Raw genomic sequence first — 23,511 nt, 5'->3', positions numbered from 1 at the left:
AATAAAAGGGTTGTTGGTCGGGCAGTATTTTTAGTAGGTTTATTGACTATTTATTTAGAATGTGGTAAAAACCTTATATAGCGAATGATTGATGATCTGGCTTCTTAGCTGGATGTATGAACTTAAAAAATGAATGTGTGATCGCAATGAGAGGAATAAGTAGTCTGCCTTCCCTGTTAAAAAGAGAGTCAGTGGTTGCTGTAAACTGACACAAATGGCAGATGAATTACATCCTGGAGCTTTTGCTGTGAACCTTTAGTAGCAGCAAACGGTTAAAGCCGTTATCTTTAATGAGTGAAGGATGTAATTCCTTAAATTGGGTGGTACCGCGCGACAGCGTCCCTGCATATTTGCAGGGACTTTTTTGTTGTCTTTTTTCGGGTATTGCCGTGCGTGTTTTACAAAAAAGGAGGAAAAAACATGGATTTGATAAAAGATTTGGAATGGCGTGGAATCACGTATCAGCAAACGGACGCTGAAGGGTTGAAGGACCTGTTGAATAAAGAAAGTATCTCCATTTACTGCGGGATTGATCCAACAGCAGACAGTATGCATATCGGGCATCTCCTGCCATTTTTAACACTGCGACGCTTTCAGAATCAAGGGCATCGTCCTCTCGTGTTAGTGGGGGGAGCAACTGGCCTGATCGGTGACCCGAGTGGGAAAAATGAGGAACGTAAATTGCAGACAATTGAAGCGATTCAGGGGAATGTAGCGAGCATTAAAGTGCAGCTCCAAAGCATTTTCGATTTCGAAGGGGAAAATGGTGCAGTGATGGTGAATAACTATGACTGGATCGGAGCAATGGATGTTGTTACATTCCTTCGTGATTTCGGTAAGCACGTGGGTGTGAATTACATGTTGGCGAAAGATACAATTGCATCACGCTTAGAATCAGGTATTTCGTTCACTGAGTTTACGTATACCATTCTGCAGGCGCTGGACTTTAATCATCTATACGACAACTACAATTGTAAGCTCCAAATCGGTGGAAGTGATCAGTGGGGAAATATCACGACTGGCCTTGAATTGATCAGACGTACCCATGAAGAAGAAACGAAGGCATTTGGTTTCACGATTCCACTCGTAACGAAAGCGGACGGAAGTAAATTTGGTAAAACCGAAAGTGGGGCGATTTGGTTAGATCCGAAGAAGACATCTCCTTACGAGTTCTACCAGTTCTGGATCAATGCGGCCGATGCAGATGTAGTGAAATACCTGAAATACTTTACATTCCTTTCCCATGAAGAAATCGATGCTCTGGCACAGTCTGTTGAAACGGAACCTCATCTTCGCAAGGCGCAAAAAGCGTTAGCAGAAGAAATGACTAAGCTCATTCACGGTGAGGAAGCACTTGACCAAGCAATCCGCATTACACAAGCTTTATTCAGTGGTGATATCCAGTCTTTATCAGCTTCTGAAATTCTGGAAGGATTCAAAGATGTTCCTTCTTTTGAACAATATAAAGGAGAAGAAGTCGGATTAATCGATCTGCTCGTCAATGCAAAAATCTCGCCTTCCAAGCGTCAGGCACGTGAGGATGTTGGGAACGGTGCGATTTACATCAACGGTGAGCGTATCACGGATCTTCAGCATGTGATGGGCGAAGGTGACAAAATCGAAGGACAATTTACCATCATTCGCCGCGGAAAGAAGAAATATTTTAGAATTCAGTACGTATAATACTAGTATTGAATCTGACAGTGCGGTATCCGTTCCTCTTTTTGGAGCGGGTACCGTGCTTTTTTGTGTTCGGAAGGGGGATTTGAAAATATATTGTATTAATTGAAAATAAAAGTGCAATTTTTTGAAAATATATCTTGAAAATTGAAAATAAACAGTCCATTTTTGAAAATATATCTCAAAATTTGAAAATAACTTCATAAGAAACGCTTCTCCTAATTCCATCACATACGTAAAACAGATGTGAACTCTTCGATTTTTACTAATAAATGTTCAAACAACTAAAGAAGTTAAAAAAAAACACTGCCCATAAAATGGACAGTGTTTTTCTCACAAAGATTAACGAGAGTAGAACTCAACGATAAGAGCTTCATTGATTTCAGCTGGTAATTCAGAACGCTCAGGAACGCGAGTGAATGTACCTTCTAATTTGTCAGCATCGAAAGTTAGGAATTCAGGAACAAAGCTGTTCACTTCCATCGCTTCTTTGATGATGTCAAGGTTACGTGATTTTTCACGAACTGAGATTGTTTGACCAGGAAGAACGCGGAATGAAGGGATGTCTACGCGAGATCCGTTCACTGTAACGTGACCGTGGTTAACAAGTTGACGTGCTTGACGGCGAGTACGAGCAAGACCTAAACGATAAACAACGTTATCCAGGCGGCACTCAAGTAGCGCCATGAAGTTTTCACCGTGTTTACCTTGTAATTTGCCAGCTTGGTCAAATAGGTTACGGAATTGACGCTCAGTTACTCCGTACATGTGACGAAGTTTTTGCTTCTCTTGAAGTTGTAAACCGTACTCAGAGATTTTTTTACGTTGGTTTGGACCATGTTGTCCAGGAGCGTAAGGACGCTTTTCTAATTCTTTACCCGTACCGCTTAGAGAGATTCCAAGACGACGAGATAATTTCCAGCTTGGGCCAGTATATCGAGCCATGAATGACTCCTCCTTTATTGTTTTTATTTTGTTGTAAAATAAAAACACCTGTGAATAAACAATTATGTGCATTTTGTTTTCATGTACCTTCGCCCTAGCAGCAGAGGGTTACAAGATACACCTCAAGGTTAGAGGAACAAAATACGATCATAAAGGACTTCACTGAAGCTGCATTATTTTACACAAAGAATATTATATGATGCGAGAGAATAGAAGTCAAGTAAGTATTTTGGATTCGTAGATTTATGCAAAGGTGATCGGCTTAAATAGTCCATAAGTCATTTCTTGTGCTATAATAAAACTTGGAAAATATGTTAAATAGGTGAGTGTCGTTGAAAGAATCAAAAAGAGAAAAAACCCTTCGATTTGTATTGATCGGCCTGTGTATATTGGTTGTTTTAGGAGGGTTTGTTTATTCTTCTAACTCGAGAGAACACGTGATGGTTCCTGAACAACCGATCCATGCGGAAGTATTATCTGCAGGAAACGGAGAGCGGAATCCCATCATTGCTGTAGCGAAGATGGCTCAAGACCAGCCTGTCCTTATTATGTATGAACTTGATAGAGGCAATCAGTATTATTTTAAGGTATTACATAGTGTGTCGTTAAAGAAAACCGTGAAAATGTTAGGGCTCACAAAAGATAAAAATGGGATCTGGGTCCAATTAGATAAGAAACAATGGGTGTTATTTTCGGAATCTTTAGAGGTTTTACAAGAGAAAAAGGATGCTCCTTCTTCAATGATTTCCAGTCAACACCCCTTTGAATATAATGAGCGTGACCAGTTGATAGACATTTCCTTTAATGAAGACAAAGACCCGATTCAATTGGATCTGTCAGATCGAAAAGCAGAACCTGTACAAGTCCATTCCTTAGCGGTGGATCAGTCATTATGGCTCGTTGTACTACAAGAAGATTTGGTACTGGCTCAGGGCCAGCGATGATAATAGTTTCACAAACCTTTTAGGTGTGGGTGAGAAAAATGTATGTAATTCATCATTCTTTACTTGAATATAAGTCAAAGCTTTTTGATTTAATATATGAAGAAATGTCAGCAGAGTCGGGGCATTCTGCTCAATTGCAAAAGTGGCTGACGATTATCAAAGACTGCCTTGATATTGATCGGGCATTTTTATATTTTTATAGCGAGTCTGCCTATTTCTTATATCACCCCGGTCACAATAGGGATGTTCCTCTCACTCTTGCTGAAACAAAGGAGGAATACATTCTTCCTCCTGTTATGGTCGAGGAAGAGGAACATTTCACCATTCGTTTTCACTTTACGAATAAAGATGGCAGTCCTTTAGCGATTCTTTTAGTAAAGAGGGAGGATCGGAAAGAAAAGGTGGATGAAGGCTGGCTCCATGCCTTTTGGGAAGCAAGCAATCAGTTTTTACAGCATACAGGTGGAATCCAGACCGTACTCGAAGATGAGAAACGGTACAGGGAATTATTTAAAGTAACAGAGATCTTTCACTCCACTAGGGATGTCCATACGCTTCTCGTACAGATCATTGAAACGCTGAAGCAAGTGTTCCCAATTGATGAATTTCACTTGTTATTGTCTAACGACCGGTATGAATTCGGGACTCTCCCCATTAAAAACTTTGACTTTGATCGTGCCAATGAGTCTGCCATGCAGGCATTTGTGAATGGGAATATTGAAGTCGGGGAACAGAATGTCCTATATGCACCTTTAAGAGGGAAGCAGGGAATCTATGGGGTACTTGAGGTGAAGTCAAAATCCAATGCAACCTTCACGGACCAGAAGATAGAGTTCATTCGTTTGCTTGCCTATACGACAGGGAGCGCTCTTGAAAATGCCAAGCTCTATGAACAATCTAAACGGCTCATTACCGATCTGCAGCTTATTAATGAAACCTCCCACCAATTAAACTTGAATTTGCGTTTGACGGATACGGTTATGTTTTTAAAGAAGCAGATTAAACGTTCCTTTCAAGCATCAGCGATTGGATTTGTACTCCATCAAGAAGGGGAGTATAGAATCCTGGAAGAAAGCTCTTCTGTTTTTTTTGAAGAAGAAGGGGAAAAGTACATCTCTTATGTAAAGGAGAGAATCGAGAAGGAACGGGATGCGATCTTTTTAGGAGATGTGAGCGATCGATTTGATATGGGGGCGGCCTTTCCATCCGTCATGGCCGTGCCCATGATTCAGAATGAAGCCCTGCTAGGGTTTTGCGTAGTGTTACATAAAGAACCATACATGTTTTCATTTGATATGTATAAGCTGCTTCAGTCCTTTATCCATCACTCGACCCTTGCGATAACCAATGCAACCCTTCGTGAAAAGCTTGAGCATATGGTCATTACCGATCATATGACCAAACTATTCGCACGAAATTTTCTCGATGAGGAAATGGAATCTTCCATGGGTAAGGATTCATTGGGAACCTTCCTGTTAATTGATATCGATGATTTCAAAGCCATTAATGATAATTACGGACATCAAATTGGTGATGAAGTCATAATCGGGGTGGCGAACCTGATTAAAGGAATCGTAAGTCATCATGGATTTGTTGCCAGATGGGGAGGAGAGGAATTAGCGGTCTATTTACCTTCTCTTGATGTTGAGGATGGATTGGTGATTGCTCAACGCATTGTCGAACAGATTCCTATAAAAACGGATCCTTCCGTAACCCTGTCCTGTGGATTATCCACTTGGAGAGGATGGGATGACCAGTGCCCCAAATCTGTGAAGGAATTAGTAAAAAAAGCAGATGATGCACTCTATCATGCAAAGAATAATGGTAAGAACCAGGTTGTGAAAGATTGTGATGGAATGATCATGGAATAATGTTCTTCAACAAGCCGGAGTCGATATGGCTCCTCCGGCTTATTCTTATTGGGGGACAACCGTTGATAGCCCTTTACCACTTTAGTGTAACCGCTTTCTTTTTTGTCGTGGTTATCATATTCTAGAATAGTAGTTACTTAGACTTAAAGGGAATACTGGGAGGAATACTATATGAAAGAAGAGAAGCGTTTTGAAACAAGGGTGATTCATGAGGGGTATGCATCATCCCGGCATTTTGATAGTTTAGCGCCACCTTTATATCAAACTTCTACTTATACCTTTGCAAATGCGAAACAAGGGGAAAATCGATTTGCTGGTGAAGAGGAAGGATATATATATTCAAGATTGGGAAATCCGACAGTATCGATTCTGGAAGACAGAATGGCATCGTTAGAGGGTGGCGGGGCTGCCCTTGCCTTTGGTTCCGGTATGGCAGCTGTATCCGCCGTGTTATTTTCCTTAACCAAATCAGGAGATCATGTCCTATGCTCTCAAGGGGTTTATGGCTGTACGTTCGGCCTGCTTCAGCTGCTTCAAGAGAAATTTTCCATTCAACATGACTTTTCTTCCATGAGTACAGAAGAGGAAATCCGTGAGAAAATCACGGAACAAACGAGCTGTATCTATGTTGAAACACCAATCAATCCGACTATGCAGTTAATCGATCTTGAGCTTGTCGTGAAGGTCGCACGGGAAAAAGGAATTCCAGTAGTGGTCGATAATACATTCTGTTCTCCTTATTTACAACGACCATTGGAACTGGGATGCGATATTGTCATTCATAGCGCGACGAAGTACATTGGCGGTCATGGAGATGTGGTCGCGGGGCTCGTTGTGGGATCACAGGAGAAGATGGCAGAAATTCGCATGACGACACAGAAGGACATTGGAGGAATCATTTCTCCTTTTGATGCATGGTTATTATTAAGAGGGTTAAAAACGTTGGCAGTGCGGATGGATCGTCACTGTGAAAGTGCTGAGAAGATTGCAGGTCTATTAGCCGAACATCCGGCAGTAGAAACCGTCATTTACCCTGGCCATTCCAATCATCCTCAACATGAGGTAATGAGGAAACAAATGAAGAAAGCCGGAGGAATGATTTCCTTTACAATAAAAGGTTCGAAAGAAGAGGCCCAGAAGCTTATGGATGATCTGGAGATGATCAAGATTGCCGTGAGTCTGGGGGATGCGGAAACATTGATCCAGCATCCGGCGACCATGACTCATGCAGTCGTACCAGAGGAGTCTAGAAAAAGCATGGGGATCAGTGACACGCTCCTAAGGCTTTCCGTAGGATTGGAAGCACCGGAGGATATATGGGATGATTTATCGCAGGCGTTGGATAAGGCATAAGGGAAAAAGGAAGGAACCGGGTTGGCTGGTTCCTTCCTTTTTAGTGATGTGTTGTAATAGTGATTAGTGTACAGCTGATATTCACAATTTGGCACAACAAATGGTGAAAGTGGCACAACAAATGCTGAAGGTGGCACAACAAATGCTGAAGGTGGCACAACACCCGCCGCCAAAAGCGGCACAACAACCGGTCAAAGTGGCACAACACCCGCCAAAAGGGGCACAACACCCGCCAAATTGGACAATATCCCGTACTCTTTCGTATATCAAGCCATGAACACCAGTCCAAATTGAATCATTCATCAAAAAAATGGATATGATAAAGCTCTTTTCCAATCTAAATAAAAAAAGGCCTTTCAGGTTATGAAAAACACCTGCAGGGTCCTATCATCATGTTCACGTATTAAAGGTGACGCATTAGTTCTTCCACAAAGATTTCCAGATACTTCTGATCCTCTTCATCAAATCTAGCTTTTTCCGGACTATCAATATCCAGGACTCCGATCAGTTTTCCTTCTTTCACAAGAGGGATGACAATCTCTGATTGAGAGGCTGCATCACAGGCGATATGTCCCGGGAATTGGTGGACATCATCGATCAGAAGCGTTTTTTGTTCACTTGCGGATGTACCGCAAACGCCTCTTCCTAATGGGATTCTCACGCATGCAGGCAGACCCTGGAATGGTCCTAATACCAATTGTTTGCTTTCTTCTTCATATAAATAAAAGCCTACCCAGTTAATACGGTCCATGAATTGATTTAAAAGGGCGGAAGCATTGCTTAAATTCGCTATTTGATTTGGTTCACCTTCTAATAAAGCTTTCAGTTGTTTCGTAACAAGACCAAAGCCCTGTTCCTTTGTACCTTGATATTTTTCTGCTTTAAACACCAACAACTCCCCCAATTCTACAAAATGTGCGTTATTTCATGTCCGTTTGTTCCCCGAAGCCTTCTATACAACAAATCCTGTCGAGAAATACTTAGAGGAAATCCACATGAAAACACGAATTCTTTGAGTAAACAAACTATAATAGAAACATCTATTGAACCATTTTTAGCATATTTCATCCTAACCTTCAATGATTAAGATTTTTTCATCATAAGATTTTTAATAGATTGAACCCTCGTCACTGTTTTTTTCATAAGCCTATCATATTTGAAAGAAGGGGAAATATGAAAAAACTAGATACCTCCATACCGACGAAAGAAGCTATTTTTCAAGCAGCCGTGTATTTGTTTTATGATCATGGTTTTGATGGGACCTCTGTCCGGGATATAGCAAAAAGAGCGAATGTAAACCCTGCTACCATCTCCTATTACTTTAAAGGGAAGCAGGGAGTATTAGAAGCATGCTTTACTCAATTCTTTGAACAGTATCTGCGCTTTCTTCAGGAAGAAGTGGAAGCATTGAACTATGTAAGTGCTGATTTATGCTTAAAGCGGGCAGTGTACAAAATCTTGAAATTCCAAAGTGAACATCATCAATTATCCAGGTTCATCTGGAGGGAAGTTTCGATTGATTCACAGGTTGTGCGTGAAATCATTTCTTCTTATCTAATGAAAGAAAGATATTATATGAAGCGATTGTTTGAACAAGGGATGAAAGATCATGCCCTGAAGAAGCAGCCTGTCAGCTTTTTAGTGATTCAGCTCAAGTCCATGCTGACGATGCCGTTTCTCAATAGCCAGCAATTAAGGGAAGTATGGCAAATGTTTCCTCAGGAATATTATTTTATCGATCAATACTACAAGAATATTGATCAATGGATTGATTTATTACTCGTTTCAGAAGCGAAGGAAGTCATGAAGAAAGAGCTGATTATCTAAGCATGCATAACCCAAAAAGAACTCTTCTCGTCAGGTAGAAGAGTTCTTTATCTTTTATAATTGCATCTCTGCCCTACCTTGTTCCATACCGGCAGCTGTATGGGCATCAGACCCGTAAACGGTTTTGATTCCCAAGGAAAGAGCTTGTTGAATGATTTCTGTTGGGGGATAGGGCTCACCACAGAAGGGCTTCACCAGGCCAGCCCCATTATAATCCAATTCCAAATTTCTCGATGCTATTTCTTTTAATATCAAAGAGGTTTTCTCTGAAAAAGCATGAGAGGCAGGATACAGCTGTTGAAATTTCTTTACGAGGGTCATATGACCGATCCGTTTAGGCTTATAGGGTCCTAAGTCAGCTCTGATAGAATTTAATACTGTATCATAATAGCGTTCGTAAATCGCATCGACGGATCCGTAATGCTCAATCATAGACTTGAATACATCAGGACTGAAGTCAAGACAATCCCATCTTCCCTTGTGCTGCAAAAAATGGACAGAAAGAATACTATCATCCAATCGAGGACCGTAAGCACTTAAAAATTCAGCTGTTTCTTTCTCAAATCCTGCAATGTAATCTACTTCTAATCCTGAACGAATCGTGATTTTATCTTTATATTTCTCCTTAAGGATATCCAGAGTTTGAAAGTATTCTAAAAGATGCGATGGATCCATTCCGCTATCCTTCTCGGGTGTTGTATCTTCAAAGCCCTGGGGAAGTGGAGCATGCTCCGTAAATGTTATAGTAGAATAGTTTAGGGTGAGCGCTCTTTCGATATACAATTCAAATGTATCGTCACTTCCATGGGGACAAAAAGGAGTATGGATATGCCCGTCCACTTTTATCATAAGTCTTCACGTCCTTGTATATTAGTATGAATAAGCACTGATAAATCAAATGATTGATTCCTTCAATTTCCCATGAACAACGAAAAGTAATATTAAAAATACATATAAAGAAGTCAATTTTTCCTTGAATTTGCTGAAAATGACTTTTATCACTGAAAAATTAGAAATTAATAGTCAAAAATTGTCGTTAACATGGTATCATTATAGCAATGAGAATTTATTAATGAAACATTCAAATTGATATAGATGTCTACTGAATAGTTGAACAGGGGGCTTAAGATGCAATACGTCATCGCTGGAATAATACTTATCTTAATCATATTCCTTATTGGTTTTATCTCTAGAAAAAAATATTACGCTGAAATTGATCGTTATGAAGCTTGGAAAATAGAAATTATGAACAAGCCGGTTTCAGATGAACTCTCCAAAGTGAAACAATTGAATATGACGGGGCAAACAGAGGAATTGTTTGACGGTTGGAGACAGGGATGGGATGAGATTGTTGCTGTGCAGCTTCCTGATGTTGAAGAACTACTATTCGATGCAGAAGAGTACACCGATAAATTTCGTTTTACTAAAACAAAAGCGACACTATCCCTGATCGACAAGGTTCTTACGGAAACGGAAGAGAAAATCGGGGAAATACTATCAGAATTAAATGAGTTAATTGGTAGTGAAGAGAAGAACCGTGAAGAAATTCAATCTCTTCAGGAAGAATATCGAAACAGTAAAAAACGGTTACTTGCGTATCGTCATACATATGGTCAAACAGCTAAGTACATAGAGAATATCTTAGATAGGCTCGCTGAACAAATGAATCAATTCAATGAATTGACAGAGCAGGGGAATTATCTGGATGCGAGAGAAATCGTGCTTAGCCTGGCACAGGAAATGAAAGATGTTTCCTACAAAATGGAGACGATTCCTAAGTTGATCACCGATTGTGAAAATCTTTTACCATCTCAGTTATCGGAGCTGGAAGCTGGATACGTAGAGATGAAAGATCAAGGATACATGCTTGATCATATTGAAGTCGGGAAAGAGGTTGCATCCCTGAAGGAAACCCTGCTCCACTTCAATAAAAATCTTGAAGAGCTTCAGGTAGAAGAGGTAGAAGAAGGAATTCAGGAAATTAAGGTGAAGGTCGAGACCCTTTACGATTTATTGGAAAAAGAAGTTCATGCCAAGCACTTTGTCCAACAGTATAAAGATCAAACGACTGAAGGATTGATCAGGGCGAAGGAAGATAATGAAGACATTCAATCTGAAGTAAGCTTAGTGAAACAAGGCTACCATCTTCATGATGCAGACCTTGGTACACCGAGCGAAATAGAAAAGAAAATCATTCAGCTTTCAAAGCGCCACGAATTGTTGATGAATAAAGAAGAATCGAATGTCACAGCATACTCCATTTTAAGTGATGAGTTAAAGGAAATCCGAAATGGCCTGGAAGAATTGAATCGGGAGCAAAGTGAGTTTTCCATCTACTTACAAAACTTACGTAAAGATGAATTGGCTACCCGTGAGAAAATCCAGGAGCTTAAGAAAAAAGTGTCTGAAGCAAGCAGAATGATTTCAAAGAGTAATGTTCCAGGATTGCCTGCAGATTATAAAGAGCTTCTCGATGAGGTCCATCGGAAGATTGAGCAAGTGAATGCCAGTTTAACTGAGAAACCTTTGAACATGAAGTTTGTACAAGAAACATTATTGGGTGCAGAAGACACTGTCGATCATTTCTATTCGAAGACAGGAGATTTAATCGAAAACGTCCTTCTATCGGAGAAAATCATTCAATACGGAAATCGCTATCGCAGTAAGTACAGTTCTGTCAGAGATGGTCTTCAGTCTGCTGAAGAAGCCTTTCGTGACTATGATTACCGAAAAGCATTAGAAGAAGCCGCAACAACGATTGAAAAAGTAGAGCCAGGTGCTCTTAAGAAAATTGAGAAAATGATGGATGTTCATGAAAAATAATAATCTGCTCGACTGACTCACATATAAAAAGGACTGATTTAGAAGATTCATTCTAAATCAGTCCTTTTTCATGTTTACCATCCAGCTCCGGGGCTAGTGGTGACAAGCCCCGGGAGCGGCTTTAACTGGCTTCAATCGTCCGCTTTGTTTGTCCAACAAGTGCGGCAATCACGAATCCAATTATTGCACCGATCATCGCTGGTACTAACCAGCCTATTCCTTGTGCATAGAAAGGAAGGAATTCAAGTGATTGACTAATGGCTGTCACGTCGACTCCAGCGGTTTTGATGCCATCAATTAAACTGATCAAACCTGTTGGAATCAAAGCTCCCACGTAGACGAGAGAATAGCCGTTAAATCCGTTGTGCATGAATGACAGTAAGATCAATACGATTGCCAATGGATAGATGAAGATGAGTACCGGTAATGATACCGCAATCAGCTGAGTCAACCCAATATTGGCAATAATCATACTAAATGCAGACATGATGATCACTAATTTCGGATAGGATACAGGGAGAATCTTCGCGAAATATTGTGAACATGCAGAAACAAGTCCAACTGACGTAGTGATACATGCAAACGTAATAGCGAGTCCCAAGATGATCGTTCCCGATGAGCCGAATAAATGACTCGCCGCTGCAGATAGGATGGCGCCGCCGTTTTCCTGTGTTCCGATGGAATCTGTACTAGTTGCGCCAATGTAACTTAAGGATAAATAAACAAGTGCTAATCCGATAGCAGCGATCACCCCTGCAATGATCGTAATACGTGTCAGGCTTGCTTTACTCGTCACACCACGGTCTTTAATCGAATTGATCACCACAATCCCAAACACTAAAGCAGCGATGGTATCCATTGTTAAATATCCTTCAATGAATCCCTTGAATAAGGGTCCATCCTGATAAGCTGGGTTCGGTGCCCCGAAATCCCCCATAGGTGTTACAATACTTTTCACTACCAGGATCGTAAGGATCACGATAAGGGAAGGGGTTAAAATCTTTCCTATTCTGTCTACGAGCTTAGAAGGATTCATAGCAAGCCATGCTGTCAATCCAAAAAAGATAATCGTATAAACGAGTAAAGGAATACCATATTTCGCAACATCTTCAGGTAAAAACGGGATTACTCCGATTTCATAAGCAACTGTTCCCGTTCTCGGTATCCCGAAAAATGGTCCGATGGCCAGGTACATCACGATTGTAAAAACCAGCCCGTATAATGGATGAACACGATTCGCAAGTGTTTGAAGGTCTCCTCCCGATTTGGCAATGGCGATAACGCCTAATAAAGGAAGCCCCACTCCAGTTATAAGAAAGCCGATAATACCTGTCCACACATGTTCTCCGGCTTGCTGCCCGAGAAATGGCGGGAAAATCATATTACCTGCTCCGAGGAAAAGAGCAAATAGCATTAATCCTATCGTGAAGATTTGGCTAAATGATAGCGCTTTCTCTTTCATATATACCCCTCCGTTTGTAATCGTTATCATAAGCAAAAAATATCTTATCATAAGATTGTAGAAAAATGTCGAAAAACTAAATAATCTTACAATTTAGTATATTTAAATAACTTCTGTGCTTATTTCCTTTATGATTCTCGCAAAAATTCTGTCATTTTTCAATGATTATTTTTGGAAATTGCAAAAAATTATAGAAAAAGCATGGAAAATTAGTATTACTACAATAATATCTTTCCCTGCATCATGAATATCATTTGGGTTCGGGATGATTTATGGTAAGATTAGTGATTGAATATGACTGCTGCGGGTTTCGCAGGTCACCACAGTAAAAGAGGGTGGAATCTTGATTTACTTAGATAATAGCGCTACAACCAAGCCATATAAGGAAGTACTGGATACATTTATTAAAGTGAACGAAAGTTACTATGCCAATCCTTCTTCCATCCATTCTTTTGGAGGGCAAATTGAGAAATTAATTCAGCAGTCCAGGGAACAAGTGGCTTCTTTATTAGATATAAAAAAGAAAGAAGTGTTTTTTACCTCTGGCGGCACAGAATCAAATAATCTGGCGATAAAAGGGACGGCTTTGCAATACGGTCACAGAGGGAAACATATCATTACGACAAAAATAGAGCATCCTTCCGTCCGGAGTGCCGTTAAGCAATTAGAAGAGCTGGGGTATTCTGCGACATATCTCGATGTTGATGACCAAGGCAGAATTCAACCTGAAAAAGTAAAAGAAGCGATTCAGGATGACACCATCCTTGTATCTGTCATGCAAGTGAACAACGAAATCGGAAGTGTCCAGCCTATCCGGGAAATAGGGAGGCTGCTAACGGACTATCCCAAGATCCTTTTTCACGTTGATGCTGTTCAAGCATGTGGGAAGGTCCCACTTATTCTCCACGAAAAGCTTATTGATTTATGCAGCATTTCCGCTCATAAAATTCATGGGATTAAAGGCACGGGAATGCTTTTCGTGAGGGAAGGACTTGAGCTTTCGCCGATCATATCGGGTGGGGAGCAGGAAGGTAATCTCAGAAGCGGTACGGAAAATACAGGTGGAATCGTCTCATTTGCAAAAGCATTAAGAATGCACCTGGCGGAAAGTAAACAGAAACTTCCTTTAATGGAAGAAAACAGACGGTATTTAAGAAGAGAATTGGAAAGCATGGAAGGTGTCTCTGTTCATACACCGGTGAGCGATCATGCCCCTCACATCCTTAACTTTTCTATAGAGGATTTCAAAGGTGAAGTGGTCGTTCATGCATTAGATCGACATGAGGTGTTTGTGTCGACAACAAGCGCCTGTTCATCAAAGCAAAGTAAGCCAAGTCAAACGCTTCTATCCATGGGTGTATCAGAGAATCTGGCGAATAGTTCCATTCGAATCAGCTTGTCTTTTCACAATACAATGGAAGAATGCCGACAATTCATACAGTTATTAAAGAAAGAAATAGCCCTATTACAAAAGACAATGAGGAGATCACGATGAATTATAATCGCATACTAGTAAGATACGGTGAAATTTCAACCAAAGGTAGAAACAGAAAGCAATTTACGGCTAAGTTACGGGAAAACATATTGGAAGCATTGAAGGATTTTCCGACGATCACGGTTTCGGCAAGCCGCGACCGACTGCATATTCAGTTAGGTGAAGAGAACGGGGAGGAGATTATTCCAAGATTGGAGAAAATCTTTGGGATTCAATCGTTTAGCCCGGTTGTAAAAGTAGCACAGGATATTGAAGAAATTATGAAAGCAGGATTAGCTCTCGTTCAGAAGAGCTTCGAACCTGGAAAAACGTTTAAGGTGTCTGCCCGCAGAGCGGATAAAAAGTTTTCAATGGATACAAATGAATTGAATTACGAAGTTGGTTCTTACATCCTCCGCAATATGGACGGTCTAAAGGTCGATGTGAAAAAACCCGATATCAACCTTAACGTAGAAGTAAGAAAGGAGGGTGTCTATCTTTCATCCGAAACCTATCAAGGCTCAACGGGGATGCCGGTCGGCGCAAGCGGGAAAGCGATGCTGATGCTTTCAGGAGGTATTGATAGTCCGGTTGCCGGTTATTTAACGATGAAAAGAGGCGTCGAAGTAGAGGCCGTTCATTTCCACAGCCCGCCATTTACGAGTGAACGTGCCAAGCAAAAAGTAATCGATCTTTCCAAGAAGCTGTCTGCATTCAGCGGGAAGGTAAAATTGCATATCGTTCCATTTACGAAAATACAGCAAACCATCCATGATCAGGTTCCTGAAAATTACACCATGACTTCAACGAGACGGATGATGCTCCGGATTGCAGATCAGATTCGCCATAAGAACGAAGGATTGGCACTTGTTACTGGGGAAAGCCTCGGTCAGGTAGCGAGTCAGACCTTGGAGAGCATGCAAGCCATCAATGATGTCACAAACACACCGGTGCTGCGACCTCTCATCGCCATGGACAAGTTGGAAATCATCGATATCGCTCAAAAAATCGATACACATGACATTTCAATTCTTCCTTACGAGGATTGCTGTACGATTTTCACTCCACCTGCACCAAAAACAAGACCTAAAAAAGAAAAAGTGGAGTATTATGAAAGCTTTGTTGATTTCGACACCCTGATTAAAGACGCAGTGGACGAAACAGAAACCATCACGATTGATGGATCAACAGGTTCAAATGTAGAAAAAACATTTGACGAACTACTCTAAAATTTAGGATTATTTACCAACTATTTTCATTGCATGAAGCCATGTGTTTTTACACAATCTATATTCAACAAGGAGGTGAAAACACATGGCAAACAGAAGTTCAAATCAATTAGTAGCTCCAGGAGCTCAACAAGCAATCGACCAAATGAAATACGAAATCGCTTCAGAATTCGGAGTTCAACTTGGTCCAGATGCAACAGCACGCGCTAACGGTTCTGTAGGTGGTGAAATCACTAAACGTTTAGTTCAAATGGCTGAACAACAAATCGGTGGCGGATACGCAAAATAATTAAATACAATGGCTACAAGGAGCGAGACTCTCTCGCTCCTTTTTATTTTTTTCTTTTTGGCTCTGTTAAAGTCTAATGTTGTTTTTTACTATGATGAAAGAGGATGGGATAAAAGTGTTTTAGTCTAAGTAAAACACGACAACAAACTTTACGAAAAGAGCCTTTTTCTTTGCAAGATGATGCTTTTTGATCGGATGTTGAAAATCATTCCCTGATTTATGGGTAGTTTGTCGAAAATCCTCACAATTTGACTATAAACGAAATATAAACAAATAATTTAAAAAATTTAAATTATTTTGTATAATAAAGAAGTAGTATCGACAAACAAGGGGGAGTCATAATGAAGAGGGAAGAACTCATTGCACCGGAAAAGTACAATTTAGTAGAAGAAGTAGAGAAGTTTGCAAGTGATCAGGAAAAGCTTGCGATCAAGTGGGAAAACGAAGAAGGAACAAAGGAAGAAATTACATACACACAATTATTGAAAAATGTAAATAAGATTGGAAACGTTTTCTCGGGGGAGAACCTTGAAAAGGGGGATGTCATCCTGGTCATGGTTCCACGCTTAATCGAAGCGTACGCCGTGTATCTTGCAGCCCTTAAGTTCGGACTCGTTGTGATACCAAGCTCGGAAATGCTTCGGACAAAAGATCTGGAATATCGTATCGATCACGGGGATGTGAAAGGGATTGTAGCGTATTCTCCATTTGTTGAGCAGTTTGAAAATGTAAGGGGAATGGAGAATCTCAAGAAGTTCGTCGTGGGAGAAAAGCAGGAAGGCTGGATTGCAATAGAAGAAGAAATGAAAGTAGCCTCTGAAGAGTTAGCATTCGCTGATACCAAAAGGGACGATATGGCATTCCTTTCATACACGTCAGGAACGACTGGAAATCCTAAAGGGGTTGTCCATACACACGGATGGGCATATGCTCACTTAAAGACAGCGGCCCGTGAATGGCTATGCATCGAAGAAGGAGATACGGTTTGGGCAACGGCAGGTCCGGGTTGGCAAAAATGGATTTGGAGTCCTTTCCTATCTGTGCTTGGGTCTGGAGCTACAGGACTCGTTTATCAAGGGAAATTCGATCCTAATAAATATCTCCAAATGCTTCAGGACAATCGGGTAAATGTTCTGTGCTGTACACCAACAGAGTATCGCTTGATGGCTAAAGTGGATAACCTCGGAACTTATAAACTGGATCAATTACATAGTGCGGTATCGGCAGGAGAGCCGTTAAACAGGGAAGTCATTGATGCCTTTAAGAGGCACTTTAATATAGAAGTACGTGATGGATATGGCCAAACAGAAAATACGCTCCTCGTCGGCATCATGAAAGGCATGGAGCTGAAACCGGGCTCAATGGGGAAACCGACTCCAGGCAACAGAGTCGAAATCATCAACGAGGAAGGGTATCCATGTGAAGTCGGAGAGGTTGGTGATATAGCGGTTCATGTAGAAACACCTGCACTCTTCAAGAATTATTATAAAGATCCAGAACGGACTGCGATGCAATTCAGAGGGGATTACTACATTACAGGTGATAAAGCGAAAAAGGATGAAGACGGCTACTTCTGGTTTGAGGGACGCGGTGACGATATTATCATCAGCTCCGGTTATACCATTGGACCTTTCGAAGTGGAAGATGCCCTGGTCAAGCACCCATCCGTTCAAGAATGTGCCGTTGTAGGAAGTCCAGATGAAGTAAGGGGCCTGATCGTGAAAGCCTTTGTCGTCCTGCGGGATGATGTGGATCACCAGGATCCGGAATTGATTCCGGCCCTACAGCAGCATGTTAAAGACTTAACAGCACCTTACAAGTATCCACGTAAGATTGAATTTGTGAAAGAATTGCCGAAAACAACTTCTGGCAAGATCAGGAGAATTGAGCTAAGACAAAAAGAAATGAGTTCAGTTAAAAACTAGACAGGAATAGGGAGCCAATAGGGCTCTCTATTTTTTATGGGGACTATACACCTTTCCCCTTTCAGAATCTTCCTATAATATGGTACATTTGAAAAATAGACTTTTTATGAAGAAAGGAAAAACATCATGGGCACTTTATGGAAAAACGGAATCATTTACACAATGGAAAACGAAGGACATCATGTTGAAGCAGTTTACACGGAAAATGGAGTCATCAAAGGGCTTGGCTCATCCGACGAACTGGAACAGAATGAACAATTCACGATTGAGTCCGTAGTAGATCTTGGGCAAAAAGTGATGTTCCCGGGGTTTGTCGATAGTCATATGCATCTGATCGGTCATGGAGAAACGTTAATGAGGCTGGACCTTTCCAGTATGAATAGTAAGCAGGAAGTGCTAGAGGCAATTAAAGAGAAAGCAAAGGGCCTTGAGAAAGGTCAATGGGTCATTGGCGAAGGCTGGAACGAAAACCTCTGGAGTGATGCAGAGGTTTTAACAAAGCAGGAAATCGATGAAGTCGTACCGGATCATCCCGTCCTTCTAAAACGTATTTGCCGTCATGCCATGGTGGTGAATTCACCCGCTTTAAAAAATGCAGGAATCGATGAAGGCACTCCAAATCCTTCTGGAGGATTAATTGAGAGAGACGACAGTGGTGCACTAAACGGTTTGTTAAAGGATAAGGCTCAGGATCTGATGATCGATTCATTACCCCCAATCTCATCCGAATATCTGGTAGAAGCCCTGACAAAGGGGATCGAAAGCTGCTGGGAAAACGGATTGGTCGGTGGTCATACAGAAGATTTAAGTTATTATGGAAACTTTAAGAAAACGTATGATGCATTTGTAAAAACGATCACCGAAGGCAAGAAAAAATTCAGGTCTCACCTACTGGTTCATCATGAAGTGATTGAAGATTGGAAGGAAGATGGACACCACTTCCAGAGCGGCAATCAATATATTGAATTCGGTGCCATGAAGATCTTTGCTGATGGCGCTTTAGGCGGAAGGACTGCCCTGTTAAGCTATCCATATGCCGATGATCCAAGTACGACCGGTGTCAGTATCCATACAAACGAAAAACTTCTTGAGCTTGTGAAGAAAGCTAGAAAGTACGATCTTCCGATTGCCGTTCATACAATTGGTGATCAGGCTTTTGAAAATGTAGTGGATGCCATCATGGAAGAGCCCTCTCACTTTGGAAGACGGGATCGACTCATCCATGCACAAATCCTGCGGAAAGAACTGATCGAGAAAATAAAGGATCTTCCGTTAATACTTGATATTCAACCCAGGTTTGTCGCGTCGGATTTCCCTTGGGTCATTGATAGATTAGGTAAAGAAAACATGAAATATAACTATGCGTGGAAAACCCTGCTTGAAGAAGGCATTCCATGTGCCGGTGGATCTGATGCGCCGATCGAACCGATTAATCCGCTGTGGGGAATTCATGCGGCGGTTACGAGAACGAATCCATTGGACCCTGACAAAACAGTATATCGCCCGGAAGAAAAACTGACAATGTATGAAGCTATTTCCCTGTTTACAAAAGGAAGTGCCTATGCCTGTCATCATGAACAGGACAGAGGCCTCATACTCGAAGGCTATACAGCGGACTTTACCGTTTTAGACATCGACCCCTTCAAAGTGGATGCCGATCAATTATTAAACAAAGTGGTAGATATGACGGTTGTAGACGAGACCATCGTTTATAAAAAAAATAAATAATCATTGCCCCCAAAACTTTTCATGGATATAATGGAGATATTTCGGAAATAGAAATAGTTTTGGGGGTGTTTTTATGAAGCACGATCAAGCTGGAATCGTCTATACAGCTTTTTCTTATTTTTTATGGGGAATTCTCCCGATCTATTGGAAATGGTTAAATCATGTATCGGCAGATGAAATCCTTGCTAACCGCATTTTTTGGTCCTTTTGGTTTATGCTCTTATTCTTAGTCGTCAGTAAACGTTGGAAGGACTTTCAGGCATATATAAAAACATCGCTCACGAAAAAGAAGCAGCTGTTTGCCCTGCTGCTGGCTTCTTTATTGATTAGTACAAATTGGTTCATTTATATCTGGGCCGTCAATACAAATCAAATGGTGGAAGCGAGCCTCGGGTATTATATCAATCCCCTAGTCAGTGTGCTATTAGGGGTATTCATCCTGAAGGAGAGCTTGTCGAGGGCTCAAATGGTCTCCTTTGGATTGGCGGCGATCGGGGTTCTGATCCTAACGATATCCTACGGTGACTTCCCATGGATCGCTATTGGTCTAGCATTCTCCTTCGGCTTATACGGATTAGCCAAAAAACTCATCCAAGTCGAATCATCCATCGGACTGACCCTGGAAACCATGACCATAGCGCCATTATCACTACTCTACCTCGGCTACATGTTCAATGAAGGATCCCTGTCCCTTTTCCATGTATCATTAGGGACGGACCTCTTATTAATGGGTGCCGGTGCGGCAACAGCCATCCCTTTATTATTCTTTTCAAAGGGTGCTCAACAAATCCCGCTCTACATGGTCGGATTCCTGCAATACATTGCCCCGACCATCACGTTGATACTCGGCATATGGGTCTATAATGAAACCTTCTCATTCACCCATCTCATTTCGTTTACGTTCATATGGCTCGCACTAACGATTTTCACCGCTTCCAGAGTGCAATACGCCAGAAAGCGAAGACGTGAAGCGAGATTGTCCGCTTGATAAAATGCGAAACGCTCCAGCATGTGCTGGAGCGTTTTTTATAGGGACGGACCTTGCACTTGTTCACAGGTAATAGGGACGGACCTTGCACTTGTTCACAGGTAATAGGGACGGGCCTTGCACTTGTTCACAATTTGGCACAACAAACTGCAAAAGTGGCACAACAACCGATCAAAGTGGCACAACACCCGGTCAAACTGCCGCAACAAGAAACTTATTACACAATAATAATGCTAACGACTATCTTAATCGTTAAGAAATCCCCAACTATACGCAGACTCCGTTAAAAAAGCTCGCATATGATCAAAAATAACCCCATTCTAATCTATCAAGTACATAAATTCGTTCATAACGTCATTCTAACCACTTAGTAATGGATTCTTATAAAAACGAACGCTTCACTTTCTCCCAGAAGGAATTATCTTTTAATTTTACCGTTTTAATGATTTTATCGCTTAACTTCGCTTCGACTTTTTCCACGTGTTGAATACTGAGAGCCTCATTATCCATCCCCATTGCAGGGTAGTCATTACCGTCCTGAACGATCTTAAGGACCAAGCGGCGCTTATCGCTGAGAATGAAGGAAGACCCGAGGGTACGGTAGCGGTTATTATTCAAGGATGCCATCTCACTTACTTGAATACAAGGCAGCATCGGATCCACCACTGCTCCGCTTACCGATTTATTGTAAGCAGTACTTCCCGTCGGAGTTGCAATGATCATGCCATCTCCCCGGAACGTTTCGAAATGATTATCATCGATGAATACGTCCATGACAAAGGTTTTGATGATGCCGGAGCGGATGCTGAATTCATTCAAGCAATGGAAGGAAGTTTGGTTATCGACGGTTACTTCGATGGTCGGATATTTGCGTACTTCGATTTGCTCCGTTGTCATCGCTTCAATCATTTTAGACGTATCGTCAATATGGAAATCGCAATACATACTCAAAGTGCCACCTGTTGAAATGCCTGCATACAAGCAATCCTGCCTGAAGCCGGTTTGGCGGACGGCTTGAAGAAACGTTCCGTCCCCTCCGATACTGACGATGATGTTCGCTGTCTTTGGAGAATCGACAATGTTGAAATCATAACGCTTGGCAAGCTCGTATAAATGGTCCAGCTTTGCCTGCATCCCTTCCTCATGTAAGGCATAGAAATAAATATTTCGACGGTTATTCATCGTATGTACCTCCCTGAAATAAAAAATAAGATAATTTTTCCCATTTCCATGAAATTTTGCTAGAATCTAACTTAGTGAATATTCTATCATGTTTTTACATGAGAATGATATTCATATCCTTACATAAGATAGGGTAAACAAGGGAGGAATATACAAAATGAATGCAAAAAGATGGACGGCGTTAGGTATTGCTGTTGGGCTATTCTTTGTTTCTGTCGTAGTCAATTTCGCTACATCTGCGGCGACCAGTGATTTTGATAAAGCATTTGAAGATATGTTTGGTGGGACGGAGAATGCTTTCGGTGAAGAAGTGATTGAAGAAGGAAATGCACAGAAACGAATCGCTGTTTTAGAAGTGGAGGGTGTGATTCAGGATACGGGAGGGGCTACATCCTTATTTGAAAGCCCTGGATACAATCATGAACTATTTATGAAAAAGCTTGATGCGGTTCAAGAAGATAAATCTGTTAAAGGAATTATTTTGAAAGTGAATTCCCCGGGTGGCGGAGTAGTGGAGAGTGCTCAAATCCATTCGAAGCTTGTAGAAATTATGGATAAAACCAAGAAGCCGATTTATGTTTCAATGGGAGGTACAGCGGCTTCCGGAGGTTATTACATATCGGCTCCAGCTACGAAGATTTTCGCCAGCAAAGAAACACTGACCGGTTCACTCGGTGTCATTATGCAAAGCATCAACTACTCAGAATTAGCAGAGAAATATGGGGTCGATTTCGTTACCATCAAAAGCGGACCATATAAAGACATCATGAGCCCGACCCGTGAAATGACGGATGAAGAAAGAAAAATAATACAGTCGATGATCGACAATTCCTATGAAGGCTTCGTGGATGTCATTGCGAGTGGACGCGATATGTCTGAAGCAGAGGTCAAGAAAATTGCAGACGGAAGAGTATATGATGGCATCCAGGCGAAAGAAGTCAATTTGATTGATGAATTCGGCTATGTAGAGGATACCATAGAAGCCATGAAAAAAGATCATAAGTTAAAAGGTGCTCAAGTATTTGAATACACTGCAGGCGATCCTTTCTCCGAATTCTTCAGTATGGGTGCAAAGAAAATGATCGGGCAGGACATGGAAGCAGCGGCATTGATGAAGCTGCTATCGAAACCAAATTCTCCACGATTAATGTACCTATACTCTGAATAAGGAAGGGTGAATGAAGTGAGTGACACACAAGATCGTTCTGTATTAAATGATGAGGAACGGGAGCGAATCGAAATTCATTCGCCATCTCCGCATCAATCAGGATCCATGAATCACGATGGATATTACTTAGCAGGATTCTGGATAAGGTTTTGGGCATATTTACTGGACCTTATCGTGATTGGAAGCATTACACGATTAGTCGTGAATCCAATCTTTAAATTAATGGATATTTCCCTTTCAGAGGGCTCGATGTTTGCTCCGATTTCGATCTTAACGAGTATCGTTTTTTATGGATATTTTATTTTAATGACGAAATACTTCAGCCAAACGATCGGCAAAATGGTGTTCGGCATTAAGGTGATCGATTTAAAAGGCCTGAAGCCTTCGTGGGGAACGATTCTATTTAGAGAATTGATCGGTCGTTTTATCTCTACCACGATTTTCATTCTCTATGTGGTTGTAGCCTTTACGAATAAAAAACAAGGGATACATGATCTGTTTGCCGATACGACGGTGGTTCAGGAAAAGAAGAAGCTGGAGTTTAAGCCAGCTCTGTAAATAATTGTTGTTTTGAAACCAAACCTGCTTATATGGGTTTGGTTTTTTGTTTCTAATTAATGTGA

At 41.2% G+C, this 23,511-nt stretch carries 20 protein-coding genes and 1 other annotated feature; of the genes, 15 read left to right on the top strand and 5 right to left on the bottom strand.

What is annotated here, in order from left to right:
• Positions 1-137: 137 nt before the first annotated feature.
• Positions 138-347: a binding site (T-box leader), on the top strand.
• Between the two features lie 73 nt (positions 348-420).
• Entirely contained in the window at positions 421-1,683 is a 1,263-nt protein-coding gene (gene tyrS / locus AAEM60_RS18050) for a tyrosine--tRNA ligase (protein WP_341356835.1), read from the top strand.
• Positions 1,684-2,022: 339 nt separating this feature from the next.
• On the opposite strand, the gene rpsD is transcribed toward tyrS, so the two are convergent.
• Complete coding sequence (gene rpsD, locus AAEM60_RS18045) at positions 2,023-2,625, bottom strand: 30S ribosomal protein S4 (protein ID WP_034765742.1); 603 nt, start codon at positions 2,623-2,625, stop codon at positions 2,023-2,025.
• Between the two features lie 332 nt (positions 2,626-2,957).
• Here rpsD and AAEM60_RS18040 point away from each other — a divergent pair, with 332 nt between their 5' ends.
• The 4 genes from AAEM60_RS18040 to AAEM60_RS18025 all read left to right on the top strand — a co-directional run bounded on the left by AAEM60_RS18040 (position 2,958) and on the right by AAEM60_RS18025 (position 7,070).
• Positions 2,958-3,569, top strand: coding sequence for a hypothetical protein (locus tag AAEM60_RS18040; protein ID WP_341356834.1), 612 nt, complete (start codon positions 2,958-2,960; stop codon positions 3,567-3,569).
• 38 nt (positions 3,570-3,607) lie between these two features.
• Positions 3,608-5,440, top strand: a complete 1,833-nt coding sequence (locus AAEM60_RS18035) for a sensor domain-containing diguanylate cyclase (RefSeq protein WP_341356833.1) — start codon at positions 3,608-3,610, stop codon at positions 5,438-5,440.
• A gap of 171 nt (positions 5,441-5,611) precedes the next feature.
• The gene (megL, locus tag AAEM60_RS18030) at positions 5,612-6,793 is read left to right on the top strand and encodes a methionine gamma-lyase (protein ID WP_299739309.1); all 1,182 of its coding nucleotides are present in this window, start codon (positions 5,612-5,614) and stop codon (positions 6,791-6,793) included.
• An 88-nt stretch (positions 6,794-6,881) separates the two neighbouring features.
• Positions 6,882-7,070, top strand: coding sequence for a hypothetical protein (locus tag AAEM60_RS18025; protein ID WP_341356832.1), 189 nt, complete (start codon positions 6,882-6,884; stop codon positions 7,068-7,070).
• Positions 7,071-7,196: 126 nt separating this feature from the next.
• On the opposite strand, the gene AAEM60_RS18020 is transcribed toward AAEM60_RS18025, so the two are convergent.
• Positions 7,197-7,682 (bottom strand): GAF domain-containing protein, encoded by a 486-nt coding sequence (locus AAEM60_RS18020; RefSeq protein WP_299739305.1) that lies wholly within the window; start codon positions 7,680-7,682, stop codon positions 7,197-7,199.
• A gap of 284 nt (positions 7,683-7,966) precedes the next feature.
• On the opposite strand from AAEM60_RS18020, the gene refZ reads away from it, so the two are divergent.
• Positions 7,967-8,620 carry a forespore capture DNA-binding protein RefZ gene (gene refZ, locus AAEM60_RS18015; protein WP_299739303.1) on the top strand — a complete coding sequence of 218 codons (654 nt, stop codon included), beginning with the start codon at positions 7,967-7,969 and terminating at the stop codon, positions 8,618-8,620.
• Between the two features lie 54 nt (positions 8,621-8,674).
• On the opposite strand, the gene hisJ is transcribed toward refZ, so the two are convergent.
• Positions 8,675-9,469: a histidinol-phosphatase HisJ gene (gene hisJ / locus AAEM60_RS18010; RefSeq protein ID WP_341356831.1), complete on the bottom strand. Its 795-nt coding sequence runs from the start codon at positions 9,467-9,469 to the stop codon at positions 8,675-8,677.
• A 279-nt stretch (positions 9,470-9,748) separates the two neighbouring features.
• On the opposite strand from hisJ, the gene ezrA reads away from it, so the two are divergent.
• Positions 9,749-11,443 (top strand): septation ring formation regulator EzrA, encoded by a 1,695-nt coding sequence (ezrA, locus tag AAEM60_RS18005; RefSeq protein ID WP_341356830.1) that lies wholly within the window; start codon positions 9,749-9,751, stop codon positions 11,441-11,443.
• 121 nt (positions 11,444-11,564) lie between these two features.
• Here the strand turns inward: ezrA and brnQ are convergent, their stop codons facing one another.
• Positions 11,565-12,905, bottom strand: coding sequence for a branched-chain amino acid transport system II carrier protein (gene brnQ / locus AAEM60_RS18000; RefSeq protein WP_299739297.1), 1,341 nt, complete (start codon positions 12,903-12,905; stop codon positions 11,565-11,567).
• A 343-nt stretch (positions 12,906-13,248) separates the two neighbouring features.
• Here brnQ and AAEM60_RS17995 point away from each other — a divergent pair, with 343 nt between their 5' ends.
• The 6 genes from AAEM60_RS17995 (at position 13,249) to rarD (ending at position 20,538) form a co-directional block, all read left to right on the top strand.
• Positions 13,249-14,400 (top strand): cysteine desulfurase family protein, encoded by a 1,152-nt coding sequence (locus tag AAEM60_RS17995; protein WP_299739295.1) that lies wholly within the window; start codon positions 13,249-13,251, stop codon positions 14,398-14,400.
• Complete coding sequence (thiI, locus tag AAEM60_RS17990; protein ID WP_299739293.1) at positions 14,397-15,608, top strand: tRNA uracil 4-sulfurtransferase ThiI; 1,212 nt, start codon at positions 14,397-14,399, stop codon at positions 15,606-15,608. The genes AAEM60_RS17995 and thiI overlap by 4 nt, the downstream gene beginning before the upstream one ends.
• A gap of 85 nt (positions 15,609-15,693) precedes the next feature.
• On the top strand, positions 15,694-15,897 hold the full coding sequence (locus tag AAEM60_RS17985; protein WP_044339433.1) for an alpha/beta-type small acid-soluble spore protein: 204 nt from the start codon (positions 15,694-15,696) through the stop codon (positions 15,895-15,897).
• Positions 15,898-16,238: 341 nt separating this feature from the next.
• The gene (locus AAEM60_RS17980) at positions 16,239-17,822 is read left to right on the top strand and encodes an AMP-binding protein (RefSeq protein WP_299739290.1); all 1,584 of its coding nucleotides are present in this window, start codon (positions 16,239-16,241) and stop codon (positions 17,820-17,822) included.
• 126 nt (positions 17,823-17,948) lie between these two features.
• A complete protein-coding gene (locus AAEM60_RS17975; RefSeq protein ID WP_299739288.1) occupies positions 17,949-19,550 on the top strand; it encodes an amidohydrolase in 1,602 nt (533 codons plus the stop codon).
• A gap of 73 nt (positions 19,551-19,623) precedes the next feature.
• Positions 19,624-20,538: an EamA family transporter RarD gene (rarD, locus tag AAEM60_RS17970; RefSeq protein WP_299739286.1), complete on the top strand. Its 915-nt coding sequence runs from the start codon at positions 19,624-19,626 to the stop codon at positions 20,536-20,538.
• A gap of 381 nt (positions 20,539-20,919) precedes the next feature.
• Here rarD and AAEM60_RS17965 read toward each other — a convergent pair whose 3' ends face one another.
• A complete protein-coding gene (locus AAEM60_RS17965) occupies positions 20,920-21,720 on the bottom strand; it encodes an NAD kinase (RefSeq protein ID WP_299739284.1) in 801 nt (266 codons plus the stop codon).
• A 157-nt stretch (positions 21,721-21,877) separates the two neighbouring features.
• Here AAEM60_RS17965 and sppA point away from each other — a divergent pair, with 157 nt between their 5' ends.
• Both sppA and AAEM60_RS17955 read left to right on the top strand, forming a co-directional pair.
• Positions 21,878-22,888, top strand: coding sequence for a signal peptide peptidase SppA (gene sppA / locus AAEM60_RS17960; protein WP_341356829.1), 1,011 nt, complete (start codon positions 21,878-21,880; stop codon positions 22,886-22,888).
• Positions 22,889-22,993: 105 nt separating this feature from the next.
• On the top strand, positions 22,994-23,446 hold the full coding sequence (locus AAEM60_RS17955; RefSeq protein ID WP_299739681.1) for an RDD family protein: 453 nt from the start codon (positions 22,994-22,996) through the stop codon (positions 23,444-23,446).
• Positions 23,447-23,511: the final 65 nt, after the last annotated feature.

This window comes from Rossellomorea sp. y25, from assembly GCF_038049935.1.
Lineage (GTDB): Bacteria > Bacillota > Bacilli > Bacillales > Bacillaceae_B > Rossellomorea.
The sequence above is the reverse complement of the archived record's forward strand: the minus strand, read 5'-3'. Positions and strand labels throughout refer to the sequence as shown.

Coding starts and splice junctions, on each gene's coding strand:
- tyrS (WP_341356835.1), top strand. CDS start 421: ATGGATTTGATAAAAGATTTGGAATGGCGTGGAATCACGTATCAGCAA.
- rpsD (WP_034765742.1), bottom strand. CDS start 2,625: ATGGCTCGATATACTGGCCCAAGCTGGAAATTATCTCGTCGTCTTGGA.
- AAEM60_RS18035 (WP_341356833.1), top strand. CDS start 3,608: ATGTATGTAATTCATCATTCTTTACTTGAATATAAGTCAAAGCTTTTT.
- megL (WP_299739309.1), top strand. CDS start 5,612: ATGAAAGAAGAGAAGCGTTTTGAAACAAGGGTGATTCATGAGGGGTAT.
- refZ (WP_299739303.1), top strand. CDS start 7,967: ATGAAAAAACTAGATACCTCCATACCGACGAAAGAAGCTATTTTTCAA.
- hisJ (WP_341356831.1), bottom strand. CDS start 9,469: ATGATAAAAGTGGACGGGCATATCCATACTCCTTTTTGTCCCCATGGA.
- ezrA (WP_341356830.1), top strand. CDS start 9,749: ATGCAATACGTCATCGCTGGAATAATACTTATCTTAATCATATTCCTT.
- brnQ (WP_299739297.1), bottom strand. CDS start 12,905: ATGAAAGAGAAAGCGCTATCATTTAGCCAAATCTTCACGATAGGATTA.
- thiI (WP_299739293.1), top strand. CDS start 14,397: ATGAATTATAATCGCATACTAGTAAGATACGGTGAAATTTCAACCAAA.
- AAEM60_RS17985 (WP_044339433.1), top strand. CDS start 15,694: ATGGCAAACAGAAGTTCAAATCAATTAGTAGCTCCAGGAGCTCAACAA.
- AAEM60_RS17980 (WP_299739290.1), top strand. CDS start 16,239: ATGAAGAGGGAAGAACTCATTGCACCGGAAAAGTACAATTTAGTAGAA.
- AAEM60_RS17975 (WP_299739288.1), top strand. CDS start 17,949: ATGGGCACTTTATGGAAAAACGGAATCATTTACACAATGGAAAACGAA.
- rarD (WP_299739286.1), top strand. CDS start 19,624: ATGAAGCACGATCAAGCTGGAATCGTCTATACAGCTTTTTCTTATTTT.
- AAEM60_RS17965 (WP_299739284.1), bottom strand. CDS start 21,720: ATGAATAACCGTCGAAATATTTATTTCTATGCCTTACATGAGGAAGGG.
- sppA (WP_341356829.1), top strand. CDS start 21,878: ATGAATGCAAAAAGATGGACGGCGTTAGGTATTGCTGTTGGGCTATTC.
- AAEM60_RS17955 (WP_299739681.1), top strand. CDS start 22,994: ATGAATCACGATGGATATTACTTAGCAGGATTCTGGATAAGGTTTTGG.